Raw genomic sequence first — 21,125 nt, 5'->3', positions numbered from 1 at the left:
ACTTTATTACTACCGCAACCCCAGCAAGATTTTTTTTGTCATAATATCCGAAATTGAAAAGGGTTTCAATTTACTTCATTGAAACCCTTTCCAGTACAACCTTTCAAAAGATTTTACCAACTATTTTTGTCCTCTTTGTCCTAAAGAAAAACGCGAAAAAATAATAGTAGCCAATTTAAAGAATAGCTGCCAGGGTAAACAGCCCACGATATCTGATACGAAATTTTTTGTATGCCATCAAATGCCAAATGGGGCATCGGCGCCAACCTTAGATATCATTAATAAAATAGGTAATCCATTATCTGCAAAATAGGGAATAGCCCTGTCATCCGGTATGAATTGCATGCGCAAATTTGCAATTATTAATTATATCTGGAATTGTTGATCAATAAATATCTAAAAATGATAGCCAGGCTTTTAGCAGCATTTGCATTGCTCTTTTCTTTTTCAACATCGTTTTGTCAATGGACAAGAGTTCAACAAATACCCCCCGGTTTTATCGCTACCCTTTATCATAAGGACAATATTCTTTATGCAGGCGGAGCAAATATCATTTATTTCAGCAGGGACCAGGGATTAACCTGGGATTCTACAAGTACTATTCCGGAGTTTATTTTGGTCACCAGTATTATAGTTTTTAAAAATGAATTGTATGCCGCTGCTGCAAACAGAGGTGTACTCAAAAGCCCGGATGGCGGTGCAACTTGGCAAAAAATATCTTCGGGTAAAGACACATTGGATGTCTCTGATTTCTGTGAATTCCGGGGAGATTTATATGCCTCTACGTTCTCAAATTCCATTTACAAATTGGATCCGGTAACTCGCAATAAATGGTCGCCATTCAGTAAAGGCATTGGTAGTTTAAGCCTGGCTGCCGCCTCTCTGATAAGCAACGGCAATGCAATGATTGCAGGCACGTTAAATAATGGCCTTTATGATTACCTCGCTCCAGGTTCTGATACATGGGAGGAACGAATGCTTCCCCCTCCGGTGAGTGTTAATGAAGGCGTCTTTTATTTTATTAATGCGCACGATACTTTGATTTGGCCCGGCCGCACCGGCATTTTTTATATGAGTACCGACGGCGGGCTAAACTGGAATCATTTTGGGAACCGGCTTACGACAGGTAACAATTCGATCGTGAATGCAAAGCAGGCATTGCTCGTGTCAAGGTACTTTTTTGATGGTGCTAATTTTATCAATGCCTTTTATTATCTAAAAAAAGACTCATTGCAGAGTCCTTTTGTGAACTTCAGTGTTGTTCCCAATCTCTTTACCTGGAAAATTGATATCCTCGGAGATAAACTTTGGGACGCTACTGACAAGGGACTTTTTTTTATGCATTTGGCCGATTTACCGGGGATAACCGCGGTTGATGATTCGGTTCCTACTGTACTGCCGTTGCATTTTATTTCTTTTACTTCAAACTGCGAAACCAATAAAGTAACGCTTACCTGGAAAACAGCGCAAGCACATAACAGCAGTCATTTCAATATTGAAAAAAGCGCCGATGGTATCACATGGACACTAATTGGCAGTTTATCTGTAACTGCAAACAGCGCTACGGAAAGAAGTTATTCTTTTACCGACAATACTCCTTTGCAAGATAATTCTTATCGCATTGTTGAATACGACCCTGATGGAAAAGTGCAATACAGTAAAATATTAGAGCCATCTTGTAATGCAGCGGAAAAATTTAAGATATGGCCAAATCCGGTTCACGATATCGTATTTATTACTATTGTTACCGGCAACGAATCGGCGGCATTAATTAAAGTGATTGATGCGAACGGAGCAATGATGAAATTAAAAAAGGTAGTTGCCAAAAAAGGCTCTAATAAGTTTAGTATAGATGTAAATTCGCTTGCAAGTGGCATCTATTTTCTAACGGTATCCTGGGCAAATGGACAAGAAGACAACGTAATCCGGCTATTTAAAAAATAGAAACAATAAGCGACCATATCTTTATTTTAATATACTAACCCATAAATATGTTGATACTTATTGCCGGGCCATATAGAAGCGGCACAAATGATGAGCCCCAAATAATGCAACAAAATCTGGCCAATCTTGAATCGGTTGCATTACCGCTGTTTAGAAAAGGACACATTCCCATGATAGGCGAATGGGTAGCTTTACCGCTCATTCACCTCGCTGGCTCCACCAGGCCCGGTGATAAAGCATGGGAAGAAATACAATACCCCGTGGCACACGGACTTCTTGAAAAATGCGATGCAGTTTTTCGCATTGCCGGACCTTCAAAAGGTGCAGATGAGGATGTGAGACTCGCAACGGAAAGGGGATTGCAAATTTATTACCATTTGGAGGATGTGCCGGATGCAAAATAGCATAACCTGTTCAAATAGAATAAAAAAGACAATTCAGAGCGGTAACACCTTTCATTAAGTAACGGTGACCCGTATATGAAATCAACCTAATGCTGTTGTCAATTTGCAATCACTTCTTTAAACACTCCCTTAAGTCAGTTTATCAGCAGGTATGCCATAAAAAGGTGCAGGCGAGATAACCTTACTACTATACTTAATCCGTTAATACAAAAGTTGATTTAGATTATTTAGGGAATACTTTATGATAAATGGGGAACACCTCTTAGATCATTCGATCACGCTATCTGCATATTTGTATTAATTATTCATCATTAAAAATTAATACATGAAAAAATTTGTTGTAGAAAGAAACCTGCCAGGCGCAGGCAATCTTTCAGCAGAAGAATTACAGGCTATTTCACAAACTTCCTGCGAAGTTATTGACCAATTGGGCAAGCCGTATCACTGGATACAATCTTTTATAGCAGGCGATAAAATTTACTGTATACACATTGCAGAAAGTGAAGAGGTGATACGTGAACATGCCAGGCTCGGCAGGTTCCCAATAAATACGGTATCTGAAGTGCAGGCCATAATAGATCCGCTTACCGCTAATGCTAACAAATGAAAAGAATACTAAGCAGGTAATCATTAATTATTTCAATTAATCCAGGCTTATCCGGATTTAGATAACAATCTATTTGGGATCTGATAAAAGATTTTAAACCGTTTCTGCCTGACCAAAGCCCGGATATAAAGAAACCTTTATACCGGGCCTTGATTCACAAATGCAATTAATAAATGAATCTAATCAAATTTATCAGGCGAATTTTTCTCAAGAATAAAAACCAAACCAATTTTTATTCTCAAGCCATTGCCGAAGGAATAAAGGATGCCGTTGAGGAATTGGGATACAGTTTGGGGCTGGACGAAAAACTGTGAGGCATTCGATTTTACATCAAGAAATCGTTAGCCCTCTGTCATAATAACCATAATGAAATCTTCAATACATTAAAATGGGGAATCTTTAGTCCATAAATAGGGAATACCCCCTATTATCGTGTAGAAGTAATGATTACAATTTTGTAAATGTGATTTCTTAATAAATTCTTGATATGAAAAAAGCACTCAATCAAAAACAGAATATTTTGAAACGAATAGCGATAGACATGGATGGTGTGTTGGCCGACGTGTACAGCCAATATATTAAAATGCATTTTGAAGAATCAGGGCAGTTAATAACGCTTGAAGACACAATTGGGAAAACGGAAGTTGAAGCCTTCCCTTATGTTGCAAAACATATTAATCTATGTGGTTTTTTTCGCACGTTACCAATGATAATCGGAGCCCGGGAACATATTAAAACCATAAATGAAAATTATGATTTATTCATTGTATCTGCAGCGATGCAGTTTCCATTGAGTCTTAATGAAAAAAAATTATGGATTAGTGAAAACTTTCCTTTTATTAAGTGGGAGCAAATCGTCTTTTGTGGCTCAAAAGAAATTATTAATGCCGACATAATGATCGATGATCATTTCAAAAACCTTGATTATTTTACCGGCGAAACTTTACTATTTACACAACCACATAACCAGCTGGCCAATCCAGGCAGACATCGTCGCGTAGATACATGGGATAAGATCGGCGAGATTTTGTTTTCCTGATCAACGATCTATCCACGGAAGGCGCCAATTACGCAAAATATCACACGCACTAATCTAACATTCAAAAAGAATTCGTGAACACACATAACCTCCGACAATTTGATCTTGTGAAAATGATTGCGAACCAATTAGCTGAAAAATTTATTCAACCACTATTTGCATCGATTAAAGAAATAAATTATTCAACCCAGGTTGGGGGACTTGCAGAAATTCTCGGCTGGGCTGAAGAGTTTTATGATCAGTATCATAACAAAATTATCGATTGGGAAACATTCCGCAACGGGAAGGATAACACTTATAACGTGGAAACTTTACATGATTTGATTGTTGCTTTTGGCCAGCAGAAACTAAAAATGTTCTATGATCAAAATGCGAATCATGCAACTTATTTTATTGAAAAATATTCAGCAGTTATTAATGAACCCGTAGACGAAAAATTTTATTATTCACCTGAGGAATATATCAATGAGTAATCAAAGCAGAACCAATAAATAAAACTCAGCCGCCCTTACAGCTTATTCGGCTACCATCAAAACTAAACACCTATAAAAATTAATATGTTGACCGGGAATTTAGAAACTTTTATCGATGTTGGCGAAAGAAGTGTTTTACCAATAAATATGAGGCTTTGCCTGCCTACTTTTAAAGGATTTATTATTTTGAAGCTTGAAGATATAGTGTATTGCGAAGCCCAAAGGAGCTACACTATTTTTCATCTTGCTAATAATAAAACGATGACGATTTCAAAACCTTTATTTGACTATGACAAGTTACTCGCGGGAACAACATTCTTTCGCATACATAAATCATTTCTCATTAATCTTTTTCATGCAAAGGAGTATATACGCGGTGATGGTGGCACTCTTATCATGAGCAATGGAGCGGACATTGAAGTAAGTCGACGCAAGAAAGATCAATTCCTTTCAAAAGTGAAAGAATCTTTTTTTATTCACGATAATAATTAATTGCAGTAATTATTAAGGTCGCTTTATCCCGGTAGACGGTAACTTAATTTAGAGACACTCCATGAGCTGCCAGGTACAGCGCATTCAATTCGGTCAATCATAATCATGCACATCTGGGTTCTTAGGCAATTTCCCAAAAGTAAATTTAATGAAGTATCTACAGACCGCTTTTTTAACGGCTTGTTTCTTAAATTGAATTTTATACAAAAGAAACGGCCCTCCCCCGGAGAGCCGTATCGTTTTGTATATTCTTGATTATTGTTTAATAAGATATCCAAAAATGCCATCAGCTTCATGGTCTGGCCCTGCCGTAAAATACAATCTGTGCGGATCGATGTTTGTAGACGAGGGCGCGAAAGAAAGTGCCCAAAGCCCATCTATTACTATTGTTTGATCATGGCTTTGAAGTTGGCCTAAGAACGTAGCGTCCTCACTATAAACATTAATACGCCCGTCTCCGAAATTACCAATCAATATTACCGGATCTTTCGGATCACGATTTACGCTGCTTTCGTTACTGCTTATTCCTCCTTTAACATTTGTAATCATATCCTTGTTTTCCAAAAAACTTCCTGGTGCAGAGGTCACACCCCATGGGATGTTGAGTGTTCCTTTTGAGGCAAATCTTTTCACAAAAGAACCGTCTGTATTGAACACGCTTACATATCCTTTACCAGCTCCTGCAATACCATGTCCCGCGGTACTGCCGGAAGTACTCAGCTCAGCATACATCACGAAAAGATAGTCGCCCACCGCCTGGATATTATAGGGAGAATACGTTTCTGGCAGTCCGGGATCTGTAAAAGACATTGGAATGCGATGGAATGCAGTGTCCCAAACATCAATTCTTTTAGCACCAAAGTTGGCTCCATAAATGAAGTTGTGGCCAGCATTTACACCAATTGCAAGGCCCGTGTAACTGTTACCCGCAGCGGCTTTAAGACGTTGGGCATTATTACCAGAGGCACCGTTCCAGCCGGATAGAACCCCATCGAAGCCCGTAAAAAGAAACAAAGAAGGACCATTAGGTAAATTAAACCCCTGGCCTCCGCTAAATACAATGCCGCAAGGCAGACCGCCAATTGTATCCGCCGGCGATGGTATGTTTACGGGAGTTCGCACGATGGTCCCTTCGGCGCTATAAAGTTCGCTCACGTGGCCACCGACAGAATTTACCCAGGCTATACCATTAGGAGACCATGCAATGCCAAACGCATTTAGTAGTGTTGGATCAACAGTCACCGGTTGATATTCCGATGTATTGGCTACAAGGTTTACCTGCTTAAAATTCTTAAGGTCAGCAGGATGGATGGCTGGCTTGTGACACCCAATGGAAACTGCCAGCAATGTAATTGCAGGCAGCAAAAATGCCTGCGGCTTCAAAATTAAACGTGTTTGTTTTTTAGTTTTCATGCTTGAAAATTTTTTATTTTAATAATATAATCTACGGGCAGCGCATCGCTTTTATCCAATGCTATTGCAGTTAAAAAATGATCAAAAAACAACATCGGTGCGCACCGGGTCGATTGCTTAATGAAATAATTGCAATTGGTAGAAGAGTCAATGGATCCAAAAGACAATGCGTCTTCGCTTGCAAGATCGACTCAACCTTCCTTAAACTGTTTTGCAAACCTATATACTCAGGTATCCGTTTGGAGGTATCTTCTTCCAAACGACGAGTATCATCTTCCGAACGGGACTTTTCAAACTGGTGAGACAGCTATAAAAAAATCAGCGAAACCTCCGTCGCTGGCATTTCGCAAAGCCAACAGGACTTAATAGTAGTAGTAATTCTGCAGGCGTTTATGTGAGTTTTAAAATGGGGAATCAATCACGCTTAAATAGGGAATACACCTGTTATCACGCAGGCAAAGTCTCTACAATTTTGTAGTCGCGCAAAATTATTCGAAATGGCAAGCAGGACCTGGACTAAGAACCGATCAATCGGGAGAGAGGGCTAGGCCATGCTTAATTATAACGTAGTGGGTTACACGAATCTTAAATATCAAAATACCGTTCATTGATAACTTTTTAAAGGCAACACCATCCACAACACAATTATAAATTCAATGCGGAAAAATAAATTTTCGTTACTACTTTCAATAATGAGTTTTTGCATCGTTAACTGTCGGTCATTGAATGCTCAGTCCAGTTTTCACAGAATAGGGAAAAATGTGAACGAAAATTTTTTACAATCTGCCCGTGTTGCCCTCTTAAGACCAACACAAGCTGTTTTCGGTCAAACCAGATTTTCAGATGTTGGTGATCATGAAGATAAAAGTCCTCTCATTGAATATTCTCATTTCCCAAAAAACAGAATTCATAATTTAGGCCACGTCTTAAGCTTATCGGCAAGTAGTTTTAAAAATGAAAAATTTGCCACCACTATTATTTCACTCCCAGTCAATGTAGCCAGGCGGGTGAGGCTCCAGGTAAATATGGGTTACGATTGGCAAGTTAAAAAAATGGATGGGAATGCGCCGTACCGATTTCACATTTCAGATTATAATATAAACGCAAGCCGGCTCTTCAAATTGTCGAAAGATTTTTCTTTGAAATTAACCGGGCTCTATTCTTCAATCGGTTTTTTACCTGCCTATTAAGTTTACTAACGATCATAAAATAGGGAATATTTTATAAATAAATAGGGAATATTCCTGTATTCCGGTAAAGACAATTCCGGCATTTTTGTTATTGCAAATTATTTTAAAACAAGGATAAGGGAATAATGATGGCTTTCAAAAACAATGGTACTAATTATATCAATTCAATAAGCAAAGAAGAGCCTAATGAGGCGTTAGTAAATTTTAACAGGCCGATAAAAACTTCGGCAACAAACTTCGGCAACAAATTTTCAGACAGCTACGAGGATCTGATTTTCGGGCGAAAAAAAAAGAGACTTTTAGTAAAAAAAGGTAATGAAATTATTCCGCTGCGTTTGGAAGATATTGTTTTGATTTATACCCAAAATAAACTGGTGTTTGTCATTGACCAATTTTTAACCAAATATATCTGCGATAAATCCCTTGCCGAACTTGATGAGCAAATGGACAGCGCCATTTTTTTTCGTGCTAATCGCCAGTATCTCGTCAACATAAATTACATCAGAAGCTTCAAGCCTTATGAAAGAGTTAAGTTGATGATTGGTCTTACCATTCGGGAAATAAATCATTCAATCGTTATCAGCCAGGAAACAGCACCGGCATTTAAGAGATGGATATTAGACGCATAGGAGAAATTAAAAATTTATGCTCCTATTGTAGTTGACTATCATTTTTTGAAGTTGATGTTGATAAGTTATGACACATCAATCATCACAAAATGAACAATAAGCAATTGGATAACATTCTCGGAGGCTTCCGATATATAGCAGGCTTATAGGTCAGTTTTAAATTTATATGTAACGGAAAGATTTTCACACGCGGAATTCGCCGAAAAATTAACAATCTCTGAGGGTGCGCTAAAAAGCAATTCACTTAAAGCAAACAAAACCTGCAACAGATTTTGAGAAAAAGGCCTATCATCAACTATGAAAGCAACCTTTGCTGATGCTGTGACGGGGTTGTTACCCGTGATTTACCACCAATAAAAATACCCGGAAGCGTTCGTTTCTTAACGGGACGCTTCCGGGTATTAAAATATTTTCAATTAAATATACTTCAGTTACTTATTCACCTTCTTTAACTTTTAAAACGTATGCAGGCAACAAACCATGTGCTTCTTTATGTGTTTGTATTACTGAGTTTGAATCCTTAGCCTGCGATAAACACATAACCACTCCCTCTTTTTCGTCCACCCAATAGTTAATAAAATTCACGCCATATTTGTTCTCTACCGCCAGGTCTTTTTGGTGGGCGCCTGCCACATCTTTTGCTGTTACATTTCCTTTACCTAAATAATGAACATCAAGAAAATAATTTTTTTCGCCGGTGATTGTTGATGGACTTCCGTCCGTAACCTTATAAATATTCTGAGGCAATAATCCATGGGCTTCAGCATGTGTCTTCCTTATCGATCCGGAGTCAGGAGCGGACGAAAGACAATAGACTAATCCCTTGTCTTCATCTACCCAATATTTAATAAAGTGTACGCCGAATTTTTTTTCGGTCGCTAAATCTTTAGCATGCGCTTTCGCTACATCTTCATATTTTACTTTACCTGGTTCCAATTGATGAACATCTATATAAAGATTTTCATTTTTTGTTTTACTGATAGTTTTTCCCTTGCTTGTTTGAGCCATCATATTAAGCGGTATAAATGCAAGTGCAGAGAAAGTTAATGATACCATGATCATTTTCATAATTAATAATTTTAAAATTTTTAAATATTGATTTCACTGCAAAACAACTTTCTATCCAGGACGATTTAATAAGAGGTTTTCCCTATTTTAAAATAGATGCATCCTCGTTTTACTTTTCGAAATACCAGGTAACATATTACTTTAGAAATGCAAACAAAAATTGCATTCACTCCCAATCAATGTAAAGCTGGTGCAAATTTTTCATGCTCCGCAAAAACAATTGGCAATAATTTTTTTGAATAGTAAAATGGGGAACATTAAAACGATAAATAGGGAATTCCTCTAACAAGAAGCGGAGATAGTCGATGCAAATTTGCATTCATTAATCACCTTAAAGATTATGCGATGAAGAAATATAACAAGAGTATTCAGCAACATTCGAAAAAATTAAGCTAAGTAAAATGAACAAGATAACTTTTTTCCTATACTGCATATTTTTAGTACTGAGTATAACGTCGTGCAAAAAGTATACTAACGGTCCTATAAATGATCGCGATTCCCGGGGAGTAATTCGATTCAATTTATTTACGACCAAAGATTTTTCAAACAGCCAGGGCAACATTTCCTTCAGTGTATTTATTAACGATTCAACAAAGGTGCTCTGGGACTCAACGCTGCCGCCGATGCAAATAAAAGATATCCCGGACTCAGCAAATGCATTAATGATAGAAAAACAAGTACCTGAACATAGTAATTCATTATTAAAAGTCGGCTTTCGTTATATCATAGATAACGTTGGGCACGCAGGGTATGTTGATTCAAGTAATGCGGGGCAAATATTAAAAATTGTCAGTTTCAATTTTCAATAAAAACATCTAACAGCAAGTAAACAAACATTAAATCAATTTTTTAAACAAACATTAAATCATTTAACAAATCATGAAAACAATTATCGTAACAATTTCCTTTATCATGCTGGGATTAACAGCGGCATTTGCGGATGGCACACCTGAAGTAGACAGCAGAATACAAATTGCACTAAACAAACAATTTGCAGGATGCGAATCGGTAACATGGACCAAAGTGAAAGATTATCAACAAGCAACGTTTGTCTTCCACGAAAGCCTTGTAGTAGCCTATTTCAACGAAGACGGCGACCTCCTTGGCTCCGCACGTAATATCATTGTGGACCACCTGCCTCTTTCTGTATTGCAATCTTTCGACAAACATTTAGCAGGTTTTGAAATTTTCGAGATAACGGAGATCACAAATGCAGAAGGAACATCCTATTGGCTAACACTTGAAAAGGGTAATAAAAGATATCATGCTAAAACAGATGTCAACGGCCAGATTATTCGTTTTTCTTCAATTAAGCAGAAGCCATAACCCGGAATCCTGAACATCCTTTTTGTTTGCCCTTTTAAAAGGGCAATACAAATTTTAAAATCGTTTACATAAAATCGATATATGAACAAAATATTTTTCAAAGGCATTTTATTGTCCTTAACAGTTCTTATATTTATCAGCTGTAAAAAAAATAGTACAGTCGACACCGTTATATTAAGAAAAGATATCAATCTTTCATCTAACGCTCAATTTGGTAAATATTTATCAACCCGTGCAGGGCTTACTCTGTACATGTTCGCAAATGATGCAGACGGGAACAGCTCATGCAACGGGGGCTGCGAAAACTTCTGGCCTGCATTTAATATTGACCTGGTAACGGCCCAACTTGATACCGGTTTGGTAAAGGCTGACTTCTCCACTATTACCAACACAGGCGGGAAAAAACAAATTACCTATAAAGGATGGCCGTTGTATACATACTCTCCTTTATATACTAATGGAAGCGGGGTTACCCGTAACGTGCCGGAAGCACCGGGATCGACAAGTGGTGATGGGGTTGACGAAACATGGTTTATTGCTAAACCAGACTATAGCATTATGCTTGCTAATAAACAATTAATGGGTCTCGACGGCAATAATTATAAAAGTGACTATACCATTGGCACGGGGCAAACAAGATATTTTACTAACGGCAATGGCAGAACTATCTATACATTTTCAAATGATAGTTTCAACATCAACAAATTCACGAAGCCGGATTTATCGAATAACAATGTTTTTCCGATTTATGAACAGGAGAAAATAGTGGTCCCTTCTATTTTAAATAAAGCTTTGTTCGCAAATATTCATGTTGCAGGAAAAACACAAATGACTTATAAAGGTTGGCCCTTATACCATTTCGCGCAGGACAGCATGCGTGGCTTAACCCTTGCGGTTAGCGTACCTGCTCCAGGAAAATGGCCTGTGGCCGTTAAGGATATCACAGATCCGAAAAAATAAATCTGATACTCAATAATTCTTGAGATCCAGGGCAGGCGTTCATCGCAGTCCTGGATCTTATTTTATACGGATCAATTTAATATGCATTGTAAACAAATGCATAGCCAGATTAATTTTACATTAAAGTTTTCGGTATAAATACCCGGGGTTTAACATCAACTCTTTTGATCCGTAATAAAGCGCATTCTATTTTTGATATTTACAGGTAACCTCCAGCCGATTATTATCGGGATCTAACGTCTCAAACTCATAATATCCATCTCCCGTCTTTCTTGGTCCGCTTAATATTTTAAAACCATCCGTTTGCAATTGCTTTGCTTTTTCTTCAACTTCCTCGATAGTATCGACACCAAAAGCCAAATGGATGATCCCTTTGTGCTGAGCATCTATTGTATCATTTTTATTTGCGGGGATGTTGGGCATAAACATGATCTCAAGTCTTGCCCCTGATTTAAAAGTTAAAAAAAAACTTTGAAACCGGGTCTTCTCGTTGATGTATTTTTCATTGGAGATACCGTCGAAATATTTCGTGTAATAGTCCTTTAATTTTTCAAGATTTTCAGTCCATATAGCGACGTGTTCTAATGTCATATTATTCTTATTTATATTTTCTTAAAGATACAACCTGATTTTTTCAGCTTTTATATAAAAGTATTTCTAAAAATATTGTCTGTCAGTCATCCACCCGACAAACTAAAAACTCATCTTTTATTCTCTTTGCATAAACAATCTATCATAAAAAAATGGCAAGCGGAACCATTATATGCCCTCTATGCAAGGATACCGTTAGTAAGATGGTGTACCGCTTTCATCATGATAGCGAGCGAAGCGTAATTGAAAAGATAAAGCACGAGTTCCCTGAGTGGACTGTCAATGACGGCGCCTGTTCCCGTTGCGTGGATTTCTTTAATTCCGAGATTGTGATGAAGCAACAAGTACTTCCTTCAATCGGGCCGCATTTTTCTATTAAAACAATGGACGATTTCATTGTGATACCAACGGGGCTACGTCTTAATGCCGATCCGAGGTTTACCGGGAAAGGTGTCACCATTTGCTTTATTGACAGCGGTTTTTACCCGCATCCCGATTTAGTAATGAATAAGAAAAGAATAAAAAAATATATTGATATCAACCTCATGGAAACCGGCTCACAGGTCCTCCCCTTCCGGGAGGATTTAGATGGGGCTTCCCAATGGCATGGAACTATGACCAGCGTGGTGTGCGCAGGTGATGGATATTTAAGTAACGGTTTATATAAAGGAATTGCCAGTGATGCCGAACTGGTTTTGCTGAAAGTACAGGATGAAGACGGCCGGATATCCACGGAAAATATTTGCAAAGCATTGCAATGGATCTTAGAAAATCATGCGGGATATAATATCCGTATTGTGAATATGAGCATCAGCGACGATGAAGTTGCCTCTTATAAGGACAGCACAGTGGACCAGCTCGCTGAGAAATTAATTGAAAAAGGAATCAGCATTGTTGCTGCTGTTGGTAATGATGAAAACGGAATGATAAAACCCCCGGCAAATTCGCTGAACGTAATTGCAGTGGGTGGCGTGGACGATGAAAACATGCTGGAGGAGCCTTTATCAAAACTATATCATTCAACGTATGGCACAACAACAGACGGTCTTGTAAAACCCGAATTGGTTGCGCAGGCTATCTGGATTGCAGCGCCAATATTGCCTGGCACAAAAGAACAACAAGAATCTGAAACACTACATTACCTGTTACAGCTTGACGACGAAAATCTGAAGGAAGAATTACATGTATTGTTTTCCAAAACACAATTAGACAATGCTGTTTTGCAAACAGGAGATGCTAAGTATTTGCGTGAGATAATCATAAAACGAATCCGCACCTGCAAATATATTTCGCCCTATTACATGCACGTAGACGGCACTTCGTTTGCGGCACCGTTAGTAAGTTCGATAATTGCTCAACTGTTGGAAGTAAATCCCGGATTAACACCGGCGCAAATCAGAAGCATTCTTTTCTCTACAGCTAAGCGCATTGAGGGTGTTGCCGCAGAGCGCCAGGGCTTCGGTTATGTTCAGGCACGAAAAGCCATCATCAAAGTTTTGAAAAAAGAGTTCATTGCAAAAACGGTTGCTTCTCCTTATGTAAATCGTCAAAGAAATACAATTGAATTTTACACGCAAAGCGATTACGCATCGCAAATTTCCCTTGCAGGGAACTTTAATGAATGGACGCCTGATGTTCTGCTCATGGAGCCTTGCATGGACAGTTTATGGAAGATTGAAATACCTATGTTACCAGATGGTTCTTATCGATATAAATTTTTTGTCGACGAAAAAATGTGGATGGAAGATGTAGAGAATCCATACCGTGAGCCGGATGGCTTTATTGGATTCAACAGTATTTTAAGAATTGAAAACTAATACAATGGCTATAATTATTGTAAACATAATCCTAATGATTGTTGCAATCTACCTCTGTTGTGGATTTGTATTTGCAGTTCCTTTTGTTCTTAAGGGAGCCAATGCAATTGACGAAGGTGCGCATGAAACGACGTTGGGTTTTAAGATAATCATTATTCCTGCTACGATGGTTTTCTGGCCTCTTTTATTAAAGAAATGGATAGCATCCGCTAAAAATAAAAACAATGATTAGACAATTAAGAAGAAGGCATTTTCAAATATGGCTTGCGCTGCTAATATTAATACCAGCAGGAATTATTTCAGCAACAATCGTAATACCAAAGCCTGCAACCAACAGTCTATTGCAACCAAATAGTTCAGTTGCGTTACCCAACATTATTAAAACAATCAACAAAGAAAATTATACCGTAAGTCTTCGCGGCAACGATCAAACCCCCTCACAAATTGAATGGATCAACAAAACAGCATTGACGGTTCCAACAGCCGTTATCTACAAAACTATTGCAGGCAGGAAAGATGTTGAGAGCGGGGATCTTATCGGCAGAATTGAATCGAAGGGAACGTATCATTTTTATTTAAGAGAAGATTCGACTCACTATTATCATTTCATTTTATATGATTTTATCCATAAGCAAATAATTGACTCAATAAACCTTACACCATGAGCGCATCTTACAAGGCCGTTGGATGGAACCGGCAAAAGAAAATATACGACTGGATCATTTTTGGGTTCTGCGTTACCTATCTTGTCTTCTTTATTTCTTTAAATGTTGTATTCAATCCGCAGGTAACCTTTGAAACATTATTGGTTCGCTCTACCTCTACCCTGGCAGTTTTATTGCTGCATGTTATTTTAAGCATCGGGCCGCTCACAAGACTTAATGAAAAATTTCTTCCTTTATTATACAATCGCCGTCACCTTGGTGTTACGATGTTTTGCATCGCTGCGGTCCACGGAGTTTTTGGTATCATTCATTTTCATTCCTTGGGAAATGTAAATCCAATAGTCTCACTGCTCACATCCAATACGAGATTTAATTCACTTGCATCGTTCCCATTCCAGGCATTGGGTTTCTGCGCTTTGTTGATTTTCTTTTTAATGGCCATTACCAGTCACGATTTCTGGTTGCATAATCTTACCCCCAAAGTGTGGAAGACGCTTCACATGGGCGTTTATGTTGCCTACTTTTTAATTGTGATGCACGTGATGCTGGGTGTTATACAATATGAAACCAATCCTGTTTTTATCATCATCCTTGCATTGGGTTCCGCAACACTTATCACGCTTCATCTCATTGCTGGTTACAAAGAGGTAAAAAAAGATAATGTAAAATATGATGTATCAAAAGAAGGATATGTAATGGTATGCGATGTAAATGATATTGAAGAAGACCGGGCAAAAATGTTTTGCATTGACAAAGAAAGAATTGCTGTTTATAAAACACAGGGGAAATTATTTGCAGTAAATAATGTATGCAAGCACCAGAATGGGCCATTGGGTGAAGGAAAAATTTTAGACGGATGCATTACCTGTCCGTGGCACGGCTACCAATACCTTCCGCAAAACGGCCAGTCTCCCCCACCCTTTAAGGAAAGAGTCAGCACCTATGATGTGAAAATTGAGAATGATAAAGTATGGGTACATCCTTCCGCTTACCCCGAAGGAACGGAAAGACCAGGAGCAGTGATAGCAATTAAATCAAACATTGGAAAATTAAAAATGCAATTATGAACAAGAGTGAATTTTATATAGGCTGGATGCCGAAGGCTCCGGATAAATTTGCAAAGCACGTAAAAAAAGTAGTGCTGATTTTAGCTTTACTGATAATAACCATTAGTGTTGTCTTGGCATTGTCTCAAAAAAAGTTTGATACGGGTAATTTTGAATTTGGAACGCTAACAGAAGTAAAAGGCATTCTTTCAAAAACTCCGGTGCCGAATCTCAAAATTATTGGTGGCAAAGATATCTGGGGAAATCCAACTTATATCACCGCCATTTTGGTGGGTTATGGTAAACATGGCGCTGACGGAATTATCAGTGATCTTGAAAAAGAAAATAGAACATCGTTGGAAAAAAAGGAAATTACAGTAAAAGGAACTTTGTTGTATAATGATGGGAAACTGGTTATCCAAATTGCTGTCCAGGACAAACCGCTTGTGCGTATAGGCGACATCGTCAGTTCTGCTGACCTGGTACCACATGTAAAAAATCTTGGGGTCCAAAAAGTAAAGGGAGAAATTATTGACCCCAAATGTTATTTTGGAGTAATGAAACCTGGCCTGGGTAAGCCGCACAGGGACTGTGCCATCCGGTGTATTCTCGGTGGAATAACGCCGTTATTGCATGTTCAAAATTCACATGGAGAAACTATTTATTATATAATCGTCGGCCCTAATGGTGAAAGAATGAATGAAGCGGTACGGGATTATGTTGCGGAACCTATTGAATTAACAGGCAAACTTGTCCAATATGATGACTGGATCGTTATGTATGTAAATAGCACAAATAGTCCGATACATTATGATGTTAAAGAATGCACAACTGGCTGTTGTAAATGACATGGCCTAAAGAAGTTTAGTAAATTTAACGAATGAAAGAAAAATTAAAAGTTCTGGCGATACCAGGAAGTCTCCGTAAAAATTCTTCGGCTGCATTTATCCTACAATATATCATTAAATCTTTTCCCCAATCAATTGATTTTACTTTATATGAAGGGATAGGTAATCTTCCTCATTTCGATGACAGCGACATTGTGAGTAACGAGGTAACTTCATTTAGAAAACTGCTGCGGGAAAGTAACGGTATCGTTATATGTCAACCGGAATATGCGTTCGGAGTTGCGGGTTCATTAAAAAATGCATTAGACTGGACGGTATCTTCCGGCGAATTGGTTAACAAACCTGTTGCCTTGATTACCGCAGCTACCGGGGGCGACAAAGCACATGCAGCTATGCTGCTTACGCTTAAAGCGTTGTCATCAAAAGTGGGAAATGCCGCCTTACTAATCCCTTTTGTACGGACAAAGTTGAATGATAAAGGAAAAGTAGTCAATCCCGAAACGAATCGATCACTAACGGCTGTCGTAGACGCACTTGTTAAAACAATTCGAAAAGCTAAAAAGCAGGAGAGTTTACAGGATTAAACCTTTCCGTTATTGCGCATTTGCATATATAGGATTATTTGCAATTTGTTCTTTTATCGTGGAAGGATTCATATATTTTTCTCTTAACATTGGTCCTTTATCTATATTAACCGAGCCGGTCCAGTTCTCACAATGCATTGTTGTTCGTATGAAACTGCTCCATGCTAATAGCTGGTAGCCGAGACCGTGAGCGATACAAAGGCTGTCGGTCCTGCGTTCAAACTTGTCAAGGAACTGTTGGGAAAGATGACCTGCCGCAATTCGAACTAATCCAAAGAATTTCTTGGAATCAAAGTCTGCCACATGACTCAGCTCATGACCTATAATACCAACCTGGGCATTAAAAGGCAAATTCTTTAATTGAAGCGGAACTAATATTTTTTCAGAACTATCACTAATAGTAATTACATACTTCCTGGAGCTGTGGCGTTGCAATATGCTTGTTGCTGTTGGAATGGTTGAAAAAGAAGTGTTGGTATGTTTGAACCTGAATTCAATATCGGTATTGACTAACTCAGGAAAATAGCTTAGCGCCAGGAGAATTTGTTTTTCATATTGGGGAGGAATCGTTTTATTTCGACCTATTGCGTTTTTTAAAGCTACATAGTCAGCGTCAGAATATATTCCGGGAGTAAATGATTTTACAGGGCCCTGGCCAAAGCCAAAAAACGGTATTACGAAGCAGCATAAGAAACCAACACAATAACACACTAAACGCTTTTCGTTTTTCATTCAGACGATTAGTTTAAATTCATCGCATGCAGATGTACTTTACGCTTTTTGTACAATTCGAACACTGCTTCCACAATATCTCTTGCTACTTCATTTTTGTGCTTTAAAGAAAATTGTTTTTGAGTAAAATCCTTTGTAATGATCGTTATCTTATTGGTATCAAAGCCAAAGGTAGCTTTGTTATCATTCATAGAGTTCAATATAACCATATCAAAATTCTTTTTTATCAGTTTGCCGGTAGCATGTGTTAATTCATCATTTGTTTCCAGGGCAAAACCAATCGATAACTGGCGGGATGATTTTATCTTACCAAATTCATAAGCGATATCCACATTCTTTACCATTTTGATCGTGAAAGATGGTTCATCTTTTTTTATTTTATTTTTTGCGATGTGCTCCGGTCTATAATCCGCAACTGCTGCTGCAAATACAGCTATATCAACCTCTTCAAAATAATTGCAGCAGGCAAGATCCATCTCTAGTGCAGAATTGACTTTTATCAACGTTAGTTGCGGATGTTGCAGCTCTATGCTGACAGGACCGGACACTAAAAAAACCTCGGCACCCTGTTGTAAAAATTGCTCAGCGATAGCATAACCCATCTTACCGCTTGAATGATTGCTGATGTAACGAACAGGATCAATAGCTTCTCTTGTTGGGCCTGCTGTGATAAGTACTTTCTTATTCCTAAAAATGTTCTGCATCATATTCATGGCTTTTATTATGAACAATGTTATTAAGCATAAATATCTTTTAAAAGGAAATCTGAAAATGTCCGTTGTTTTACAAGAACAAAAAGATTTCTTAACAGGCAATTTATATTTTCCATGTATGAGTGAAACTGGCCACGTTAGGCAACAGATCAACCATTGCATGAAGCGACATCACCAGGTACAAATTCCTTGTCTTTGCCCAAACAATTCCCAGGAAGATGCCGGCAACGGACATGTTCACGATGCAGTAGCAAGTCCAAAACCATATCGGCAATTGTTCTGTAATGCCTTCGCTCTGCGAGCCCCGTAAATAAAGGCCCGGCACATGCACCAGCCCAAAAATTAACCCGGTAATTAAAATACCTCCCCACTGAGATTTTATGATTACCGTCAGTCTCGATTGCAAAAGAGCCCGGAAAAAAAATTCTTCCACAAGCCCGACTTCGATGAACAACCATAAGAAAGTAAGCGGTAGGCCAGTAAGTAGTTGGACCAGGTTAAAGCTTCCATCCCGCAATGGTTGCGCTCCGCCGCTAAAAAAATATTCAAAAAGTAAAATGCAAAGAGACATCACTGAAAAAATAAGCATGTTTCTCTTTGTAAAAATCTTGCGCAATGGAATTCGCAAACCAAAATCAACTATCTTAAAACCAAATGAGCGATATACCAGGAAAGGCACTATTACAAACACTAATAGCTTTCTAACGATTACTATAAAGAATTGCCATTGCCCATTCTGTTGAATATCTTTTGCAAATAAATTATTTATAAAAGTTCCGCCGTAGGTAATGTATATGATAATCCAGCCAATCAATGACAATAATATTATACTTTCATTTTTATGTGCAGGTTTGTCTGGCAAGAATGGTTGAATATTTTTTGTAAGCAGCCACGCAATAAACGAAAAGCCTATACCTACAGATAACATGGTAGTTACTAAATCAGGAAAGGAAAGTTTATAAATAAATATTGCAGTTAGAAAAGCAATCACATAGATGAAAAAAAAAGAGATCGCATATTTCCTTGTTGCATTGTTCATAAATTTATTTCAAAAGCTTCTGGAACATTTGATGCCTCCTAAAAATTGCATAGGAATTATTTATAGAGTAATCCAAATGATAAAAGTGCACCGATGAGATTTAACAGGCTGTGGGTAAGAATAGAAAGTCGTATGTCTTTTGTTTTCCAAACCAACCATGTCATTGGCAAAAGTGATAAAAAAAGGGTTAAATAAATATAAGGCTGCCAAAAATGATACAATGTAAAAAGAACAGCGTTCAAAGCAAATGCAGATATGCCCCAGTTATGCATTCGTGGAAGTAAATACCCGCGAAAATAGAACTCTTCAATAAATGGTGCCAAAAAACCATTCAGCAGTAAATTGAAAATTAGTGTAATTAAAATTTTATTCTTACCATACCCCGAAAGGCTCTGCCCGGTGTACCACGCGGGAAACCATTTCAATAACTTTTGACTAATAATGATATTCAAAGGTTGAGTACCGCCCCATACCAAAAAAGCAAATACCACAAGGCCAACAGAGTATAATATTAATTTGCTTATAGGAAGTTTTTGGTTGTATCTGTTCAGTTCAAAAATATTTTTTTTGTTTTCACTTTTTTTTGCACTAAACATGTGAACAACTAATAAAGGCACAGCAATCAATATAATTGAAAGTAACATTCCAAACTGCGGAGGAAACCCAAATTGCATTACGAATGGCGCCAAAAAAATAAATCCAATTGTAATGATAATTCCGGGATAAAGATGAAAGCTAATTGCATTAAACTTGCTTAACTGTTTCATGTTTTTCTGTTTGTTATGACATTTTATAATGCAGCATTCAGACTTCAATTCAGAGATTCTAATAGTTTATGCGTTATTATAAATTTTCAAAACAGGCTCACGAAGTGAGTTAGCTTCAGGTGTGCAATGCCAGTGTATAACATCTGCAATTGCCTCCGGTTTTACCCAGTCGTTAAAATCAGCGCCGGGTATTGATTTTCGGTTAAATGGCGTATCAATCGTGCTAGGCACTACCACGGTCGTAACCACATTTTTTCCTTTTGCCTCATCATTCATCAATTCGGCTAAACGAAAAACCAAAGATTTGGCGAGCCCGTACGCAACCATCCCCTTTCCATCTCTCGCATCAAGGCCGGGTTTTGATCCTATAATAAAAATTCTTCCATTATTTTTTTTCATCATCTGGAAGAATGCGGGGCGGGCAACATTATAGGCTGTCTCAAAGTTTAATTTATATTGTTTTAAAATATCCGCTGTTTTTGTTTCTTCAATTTTTCCTAATGCAAATCCGCCGACTGTTAGTACCGCTGCATCTATACTGCCATACTTTTCAGTAACAGTATCAACAAACTTTTGCGAATCATTTTCATCTGTCAGATCGACAACAACCTTCTCAAACTTATCAGCAGGATAATCCAAAGGAGTTTGGTCATTTGGTATAATCGTCCCCACTACATAATATCCGCCACAAATAAATTTTCTTATTACCGCCTGCCCCATATTTCCTGAGGCGCCTGTTACTATAGCTACTTTCATTTTGTTATTTTAAATTTTCGTT

Annotated in this window: 26 protein-coding genes; 18 read left to right on the top strand and 8 right to left on the bottom strand. The window is 38.0% G+C overall.

From position 1 onward, the window contains the following. Positions 1–402 precede the first annotated feature (402 nt). From ACO1O5_RS14940 to ACO1O5_RS14915, 6 genes are all read left to right on the top strand, one after another. Positions 403–1,944, top strand: a complete 1,542-nt coding sequence (locus ACO1O5_RS14940) for a T9SS type A sorting domain-containing protein (protein WP_486271558.1) — start codon at positions 403–405, stop codon at positions 1,942–1,944. Positions 1,945–1,991: 47 nt separating this feature from the next. Next, positions 1,992–2,348: a hypothetical protein gene (locus ACO1O5_RS14935; RefSeq protein ID WP_486271556.1), complete on the top strand. Its 357-nt coding sequence runs from the start codon at positions 1,992–1,994 to the stop codon at positions 2,346–2,348. Positions 2,349–2,673: 325 nt separating this feature from the next. Then, positions 2,674–2,955: a DUF4242 domain-containing protein gene (locus ACO1O5_RS14930; RefSeq protein WP_486271553.1), complete on the top strand. Its 282-nt coding sequence runs from the start codon at positions 2,674–2,676 to the stop codon at positions 2,953–2,955. 487 nt (positions 2,956–3,442) lie between these two features. After that, positions 3,443–3,994, top strand: coding sequence for a 5' nucleotidase, NT5C type (locus ACO1O5_RS14925; RefSeq protein WP_486271551.1), 552 nt, complete (start codon positions 3,443–3,445; stop codon positions 3,992–3,994). A 74-nt stretch (positions 3,995–4,068) separates the two neighbouring features. After that, positions 4,069–4,467 carry a hypothetical protein gene (locus tag ACO1O5_RS14920; RefSeq protein WP_486271549.1) on the top strand — a complete coding sequence of 133 codons (399 nt, stop codon included), beginning with the start codon at positions 4,069–4,071 and terminating at the stop codon, positions 4,465–4,467. An 87-nt stretch (positions 4,468–4,554) separates the two neighbouring features. Beyond that, the gene (locus ACO1O5_RS14915) at positions 4,555–4,959 is read left to right on the top strand and encodes a LytR/AlgR family response regulator transcription factor (RefSeq protein WP_486271547.1); all 405 of its coding nucleotides are present in this window, start codon (positions 4,555–4,557) and stop codon (positions 4,957–4,959) included. A gap of 255 nt (positions 4,960–5,214) precedes the next feature. Here the strand turns inward: ACO1O5_RS14915 and ACO1O5_RS14910 are convergent, their stop codons facing one another. Beyond that, a complete protein-coding gene (locus ACO1O5_RS14910) occupies positions 5,215–6,372 on the bottom strand; it encodes a TIGR03118 family protein (RefSeq protein ID WP_486271546.1) in 1,158 nt (385 codons plus the stop codon). Positions 6,373–6,507: 135 nt separating this feature from the next. Between ACO1O5_RS14910 and ACO1O5_RS14905 the strand changes: the two genes are divergently transcribed. From ACO1O5_RS14905 to ACO1O5_RS14895, 3 genes are all read left to right on the top strand, one after another. Beyond that, positions 6,508–6,738, top strand: coding sequence for a hypothetical protein (locus ACO1O5_RS14905; protein WP_486271544.1), 231 nt, complete (start codon positions 6,508–6,510; stop codon positions 6,736–6,738). A 395-nt stretch (positions 6,739–7,133) separates the two neighbouring features. Then, on the top strand, positions 7,134–7,562 hold the full coding sequence (locus ACO1O5_RS14900; protein ID WP_486271542.1) for a hypothetical protein: 429 nt from the start codon (positions 7,134–7,136) through the stop codon (positions 7,560–7,562). Between the two features lie 125 nt (positions 7,563–7,687). After that, positions 7,688–8,191, top strand: a complete 504-nt coding sequence (locus ACO1O5_RS14895; protein ID WP_486271540.1) for a LytR/AlgR family response regulator transcription factor — start codon at positions 7,688–7,690, stop codon at positions 8,189–8,191. A gap of 435 nt (positions 8,192–8,626) precedes the next feature. Here the strand turns inward: ACO1O5_RS14895 and ACO1O5_RS14890 are convergent, their stop codons facing one another. After that, on the bottom strand, positions 8,627–9,259 hold the full coding sequence (locus ACO1O5_RS14890; protein ID WP_486271538.1) for a DUF4242 domain-containing protein: 633 nt from the start codon (positions 9,257–9,259) through the stop codon (positions 8,627–8,629). Positions 9,260–9,660: 401 nt separating this feature from the next. Here ACO1O5_RS14890 and ACO1O5_RS14885 point away from each other — a divergent pair, with 401 nt between their 5' ends. From ACO1O5_RS14885 to ACO1O5_RS14875, 3 genes are all read left to right on the top strand, one after another. Continuing rightward, on the top strand, positions 9,661–10,068 hold the full coding sequence (locus tag ACO1O5_RS14885; protein ID WP_486271537.1) for a hypothetical protein: 408 nt from the start codon (positions 9,661–9,663) through the stop codon (positions 10,066–10,068). Between the two features lie 70 nt (positions 10,069–10,138). Beyond that, positions 10,139–10,585, top strand: a complete 447-nt coding sequence (locus ACO1O5_RS14880; protein WP_486271535.1) for a hypothetical protein — start codon at positions 10,139–10,141, stop codon at positions 10,583–10,585. Between the two features lie 81 nt (positions 10,586–10,666). Next, positions 10,667–11,545, top strand: coding sequence for a COG4315 family predicted lipoprotein (locus ACO1O5_RS14875; RefSeq protein ID WP_486271533.1), 879 nt, complete (start codon positions 10,667–10,669; stop codon positions 11,543–11,545). Positions 11,546–11,731: 186 nt separating this feature from the next. On the opposite strand, the gene ACO1O5_RS14870 is transcribed toward ACO1O5_RS14875, so the two are convergent. Then, positions 11,732–12,136, bottom strand: coding sequence for a VOC family protein (locus ACO1O5_RS14870; RefSeq protein WP_486271531.1), 405 nt, complete (start codon positions 12,134–12,136; stop codon positions 11,732–11,734). A 152-nt stretch (positions 12,137–12,288) separates the two neighbouring features. Between ACO1O5_RS14870 and ACO1O5_RS14865 the strand changes: the two genes are divergently transcribed. From ACO1O5_RS14865 to ACO1O5_RS14840, 6 genes are read left to right on the top strand one after another with little or no spacing between them, the layout of a single operon-like run. After that, positions 12,289–13,953 carry a S8 family serine peptidase gene (locus tag ACO1O5_RS14865; protein ID WP_486271529.1) on the top strand — a complete coding sequence of 555 codons (1,665 nt, stop codon included), beginning with the start codon at positions 12,289–12,291 and terminating at the stop codon, positions 13,951–13,953. 4 nt (positions 13,954–13,957) lie between these two features. Next, a complete protein-coding gene (locus ACO1O5_RS14860) occupies positions 13,958–14,185 on the top strand; it encodes a hypothetical protein (protein ID WP_486271527.1) in 228 nt (75 codons plus the stop codon). After that, positions 14,178–14,618 carry a hypothetical protein gene (locus ACO1O5_RS14855; RefSeq protein WP_486271525.1) on the top strand — a complete coding sequence of 147 codons (441 nt, stop codon included), beginning with the start codon at positions 14,178–14,180 and terminating at the stop codon, positions 14,616–14,618. The genes ACO1O5_RS14860 and ACO1O5_RS14855 overlap by 8 nt, the downstream gene beginning before the upstream one ends. Continuing rightward, entirely contained in the window at positions 14,615–15,685 is a 1,071-nt protein-coding gene (locus ACO1O5_RS14850; RefSeq protein WP_486271523.1) for a Rieske 2Fe-2S domain-containing protein, read from the top strand. Before ACO1O5_RS14855 ends, ACO1O5_RS14850 begins: the two co-directional genes overlap by 4 nt. Continuing rightward, positions 15,682–16,512, top strand: a complete 831-nt coding sequence (locus ACO1O5_RS14845) for a hypothetical protein (RefSeq protein ID WP_486271522.1) — start codon at positions 15,682–15,684, stop codon at positions 16,510–16,512. Before ACO1O5_RS14850 ends, ACO1O5_RS14845 begins: the two co-directional genes overlap by 4 nt. A gap of 32 nt (positions 16,513–16,544) precedes the next feature. Continuing rightward, on the top strand, positions 16,545–17,096 hold the full coding sequence (locus ACO1O5_RS14840) for an NADPH-dependent FMN reductase (protein WP_486271520.1): 552 nt from the start codon (positions 16,545–16,547) through the stop codon (positions 17,094–17,096). 9 nt (positions 17,097–17,105) lie between these two features. Here the strand turns inward: ACO1O5_RS14840 and ACO1O5_RS14835 are convergent, their stop codons facing one another. The 5 genes from ACO1O5_RS14835 to ACO1O5_RS14815 all read right to left on the bottom strand — a co-directional run bounded on the left by ACO1O5_RS14835 (position 17,106) and on the right by ACO1O5_RS14815 (position 21,103). Further along, entirely contained in the window at positions 17,106–17,828 is a 723-nt protein-coding gene (locus ACO1O5_RS14835; protein WP_486271518.1) for a hypothetical protein, read from the bottom strand. An 8-nt stretch (positions 17,829–17,836) separates the two neighbouring features. After that, positions 17,837–18,535: a phosphopantothenoylcysteine decarboxylase domain-containing protein gene (locus ACO1O5_RS14830; protein WP_486271516.1), complete on the bottom strand. Its 699-nt coding sequence runs from the start codon at positions 18,533–18,535 to the stop codon at positions 17,837–17,839. A gap of 109 nt (positions 18,536–18,644) precedes the next feature. Then, positions 18,645–19,580: a CPBP family intramembrane glutamic endopeptidase gene (locus ACO1O5_RS14825; RefSeq protein ID WP_486271514.1), complete on the bottom strand. Its 936-nt coding sequence runs from the start codon at positions 19,578–19,580 to the stop codon at positions 18,645–18,647. A gap of 56 nt (positions 19,581–19,636) precedes the next feature. After that, entirely contained in the window at positions 19,637–20,347 is a 711-nt protein-coding gene (locus ACO1O5_RS14820) for a CPBP family intramembrane glutamic endopeptidase (protein WP_486271512.1), read from the bottom strand. Between the two features lie 66 nt (positions 20,348–20,413). Next, positions 20,414–21,103, bottom strand: coding sequence for an SDR family NAD(P)-dependent oxidoreductase (locus tag ACO1O5_RS14815; RefSeq protein ID WP_486271510.1), 690 nt, complete (start codon positions 21,101–21,103; stop codon positions 20,414–20,416). Positions 21,104–21,125: the final 22 nt, after the last annotated feature.

The organism is Ginsengibacter sp. (genome assembly GCF_057362405.1).
Note: the sequence above shows the minus strand (reverse complement) of the source record. Positions and strands in the feature narration are given on the sequence as shown.

Coding starts and splice junctions, on each gene's coding strand:
- ACO1O5_RS14940 (WP_486271558.1), top strand. CDS start 403: ATGATAGCCAGGCTTTTAGCAGCATTTGCATTGCTCTTTTCTTTTTCA.
- ACO1O5_RS14935 (WP_486271556.1), top strand. CDS start 1,992: ATGTTGATACTTATTGCCGGGCCATATAGAAGCGGCACAAATGATGAG.
- ACO1O5_RS14930 (WP_486271553.1), top strand. CDS start 2,674: ATGAAAAAATTTGTTGTAGAAAGAAACCTGCCAGGCGCAGGCAATCTT.
- ACO1O5_RS14925 (WP_486271551.1), top strand. CDS start 3,443: ATGAAAAAAGCACTCAATCAAAAACAGAATATTTTGAAACGAATAGCG.
- ACO1O5_RS14910 (WP_486271546.1), bottom strand. CDS start 6,372: ATGAAAACTAAAAAACAAACACGTTTAATTTTGAAGCCGCAGGCATTT.
- ACO1O5_RS14895 (WP_486271540.1), top strand. CDS start 7,688: ATGATGGCTTTCAAAAACAATGGTACTAATTATATCAATTCAATAAGC.
- ACO1O5_RS14890 (WP_486271538.1), bottom strand. CDS start 9,259: ATGAAAATGATCATGGTATCATTAACTTTCTCTGCACTTGCATTTATA.
- ACO1O5_RS14885 (WP_486271537.1), top strand. CDS start 9,661: ATGAACAAGATAACTTTTTTCCTATACTGCATATTTTTAGTACTGAGT.
- ACO1O5_RS14880 (WP_486271535.1), top strand. CDS start 10,139: ATGAAAACAATTATCGTAACAATTTCCTTTATCATGCTGGGATTAACA.
- ACO1O5_RS14875 (WP_486271533.1), top strand. CDS start 10,667: ATGAACAAAATATTTTTCAAAGGCATTTTATTGTCCTTAACAGTTCTT.
- ACO1O5_RS14870 (WP_486271531.1), bottom strand. CDS start 12,136: ATGACATTAGAACACGTCGCTATATGGACTGAAAATCTTGAAAAATTA.
- ACO1O5_RS14865 (WP_486271529.1), top strand. CDS start 12,289: ATGGCAAGCGGAACCATTATATGCCCTCTATGCAAGGATACCGTTAGT.
- ACO1O5_RS14860 (WP_486271527.1), top strand. CDS start 13,958: ATGGCTATAATTATTGTAAACATAATCCTAATGATTGTTGCAATCTAC.
- ACO1O5_RS14855 (WP_486271525.1), top strand. CDS start 14,178: ATGATTAGACAATTAAGAAGAAGGCATTTTCAAATATGGCTTGCGCTG.
- ACO1O5_RS14850 (WP_486271523.1), top strand. CDS start 14,615: ATGAGCGCATCTTACAAGGCCGTTGGATGGAACCGGCAAAAGAAAATA.
- ACO1O5_RS14845 (WP_486271522.1), top strand. CDS start 15,682: ATGAACAAGAGTGAATTTTATATAGGCTGGATGCCGAAGGCTCCGGAT.
- ACO1O5_RS14840 (WP_486271520.1), top strand. CDS start 16,545: ATGAAAGAAAAATTAAAAGTTCTGGCGATACCAGGAAGTCTCCGTAAA.
- ACO1O5_RS14835 (WP_486271518.1), bottom strand. CDS start 17,828: ATGAAAAACGAAAAGCGTTTAGTGTGTTATTGTGTTGGTTTCTTATGC.
- ACO1O5_RS14830 (WP_486271516.1), bottom strand. CDS start 18,535: ATGATGCAGAACATTTTTAGGAATAAGAAAGTACTTATCACAGCAGGC.
- ACO1O5_RS14825 (WP_486271514.1), bottom strand. CDS start 19,580: ATGAACAATGCAACAAGGAAATATGCGATCTCTTTTTTTTTCATCTAT.
- ACO1O5_RS14820 (WP_486271512.1), bottom strand. CDS start 20,347: ATGAAACAGTTAAGCAAGTTTAATGCAATTAGCTTTCATCTTTATCCC.
- ACO1O5_RS14815 (WP_486271510.1), bottom strand. CDS start 21,103: ATGAAAGTAGCTATAGTAACAGGCGCCTCAGGAAATATGGGGCAGGCG.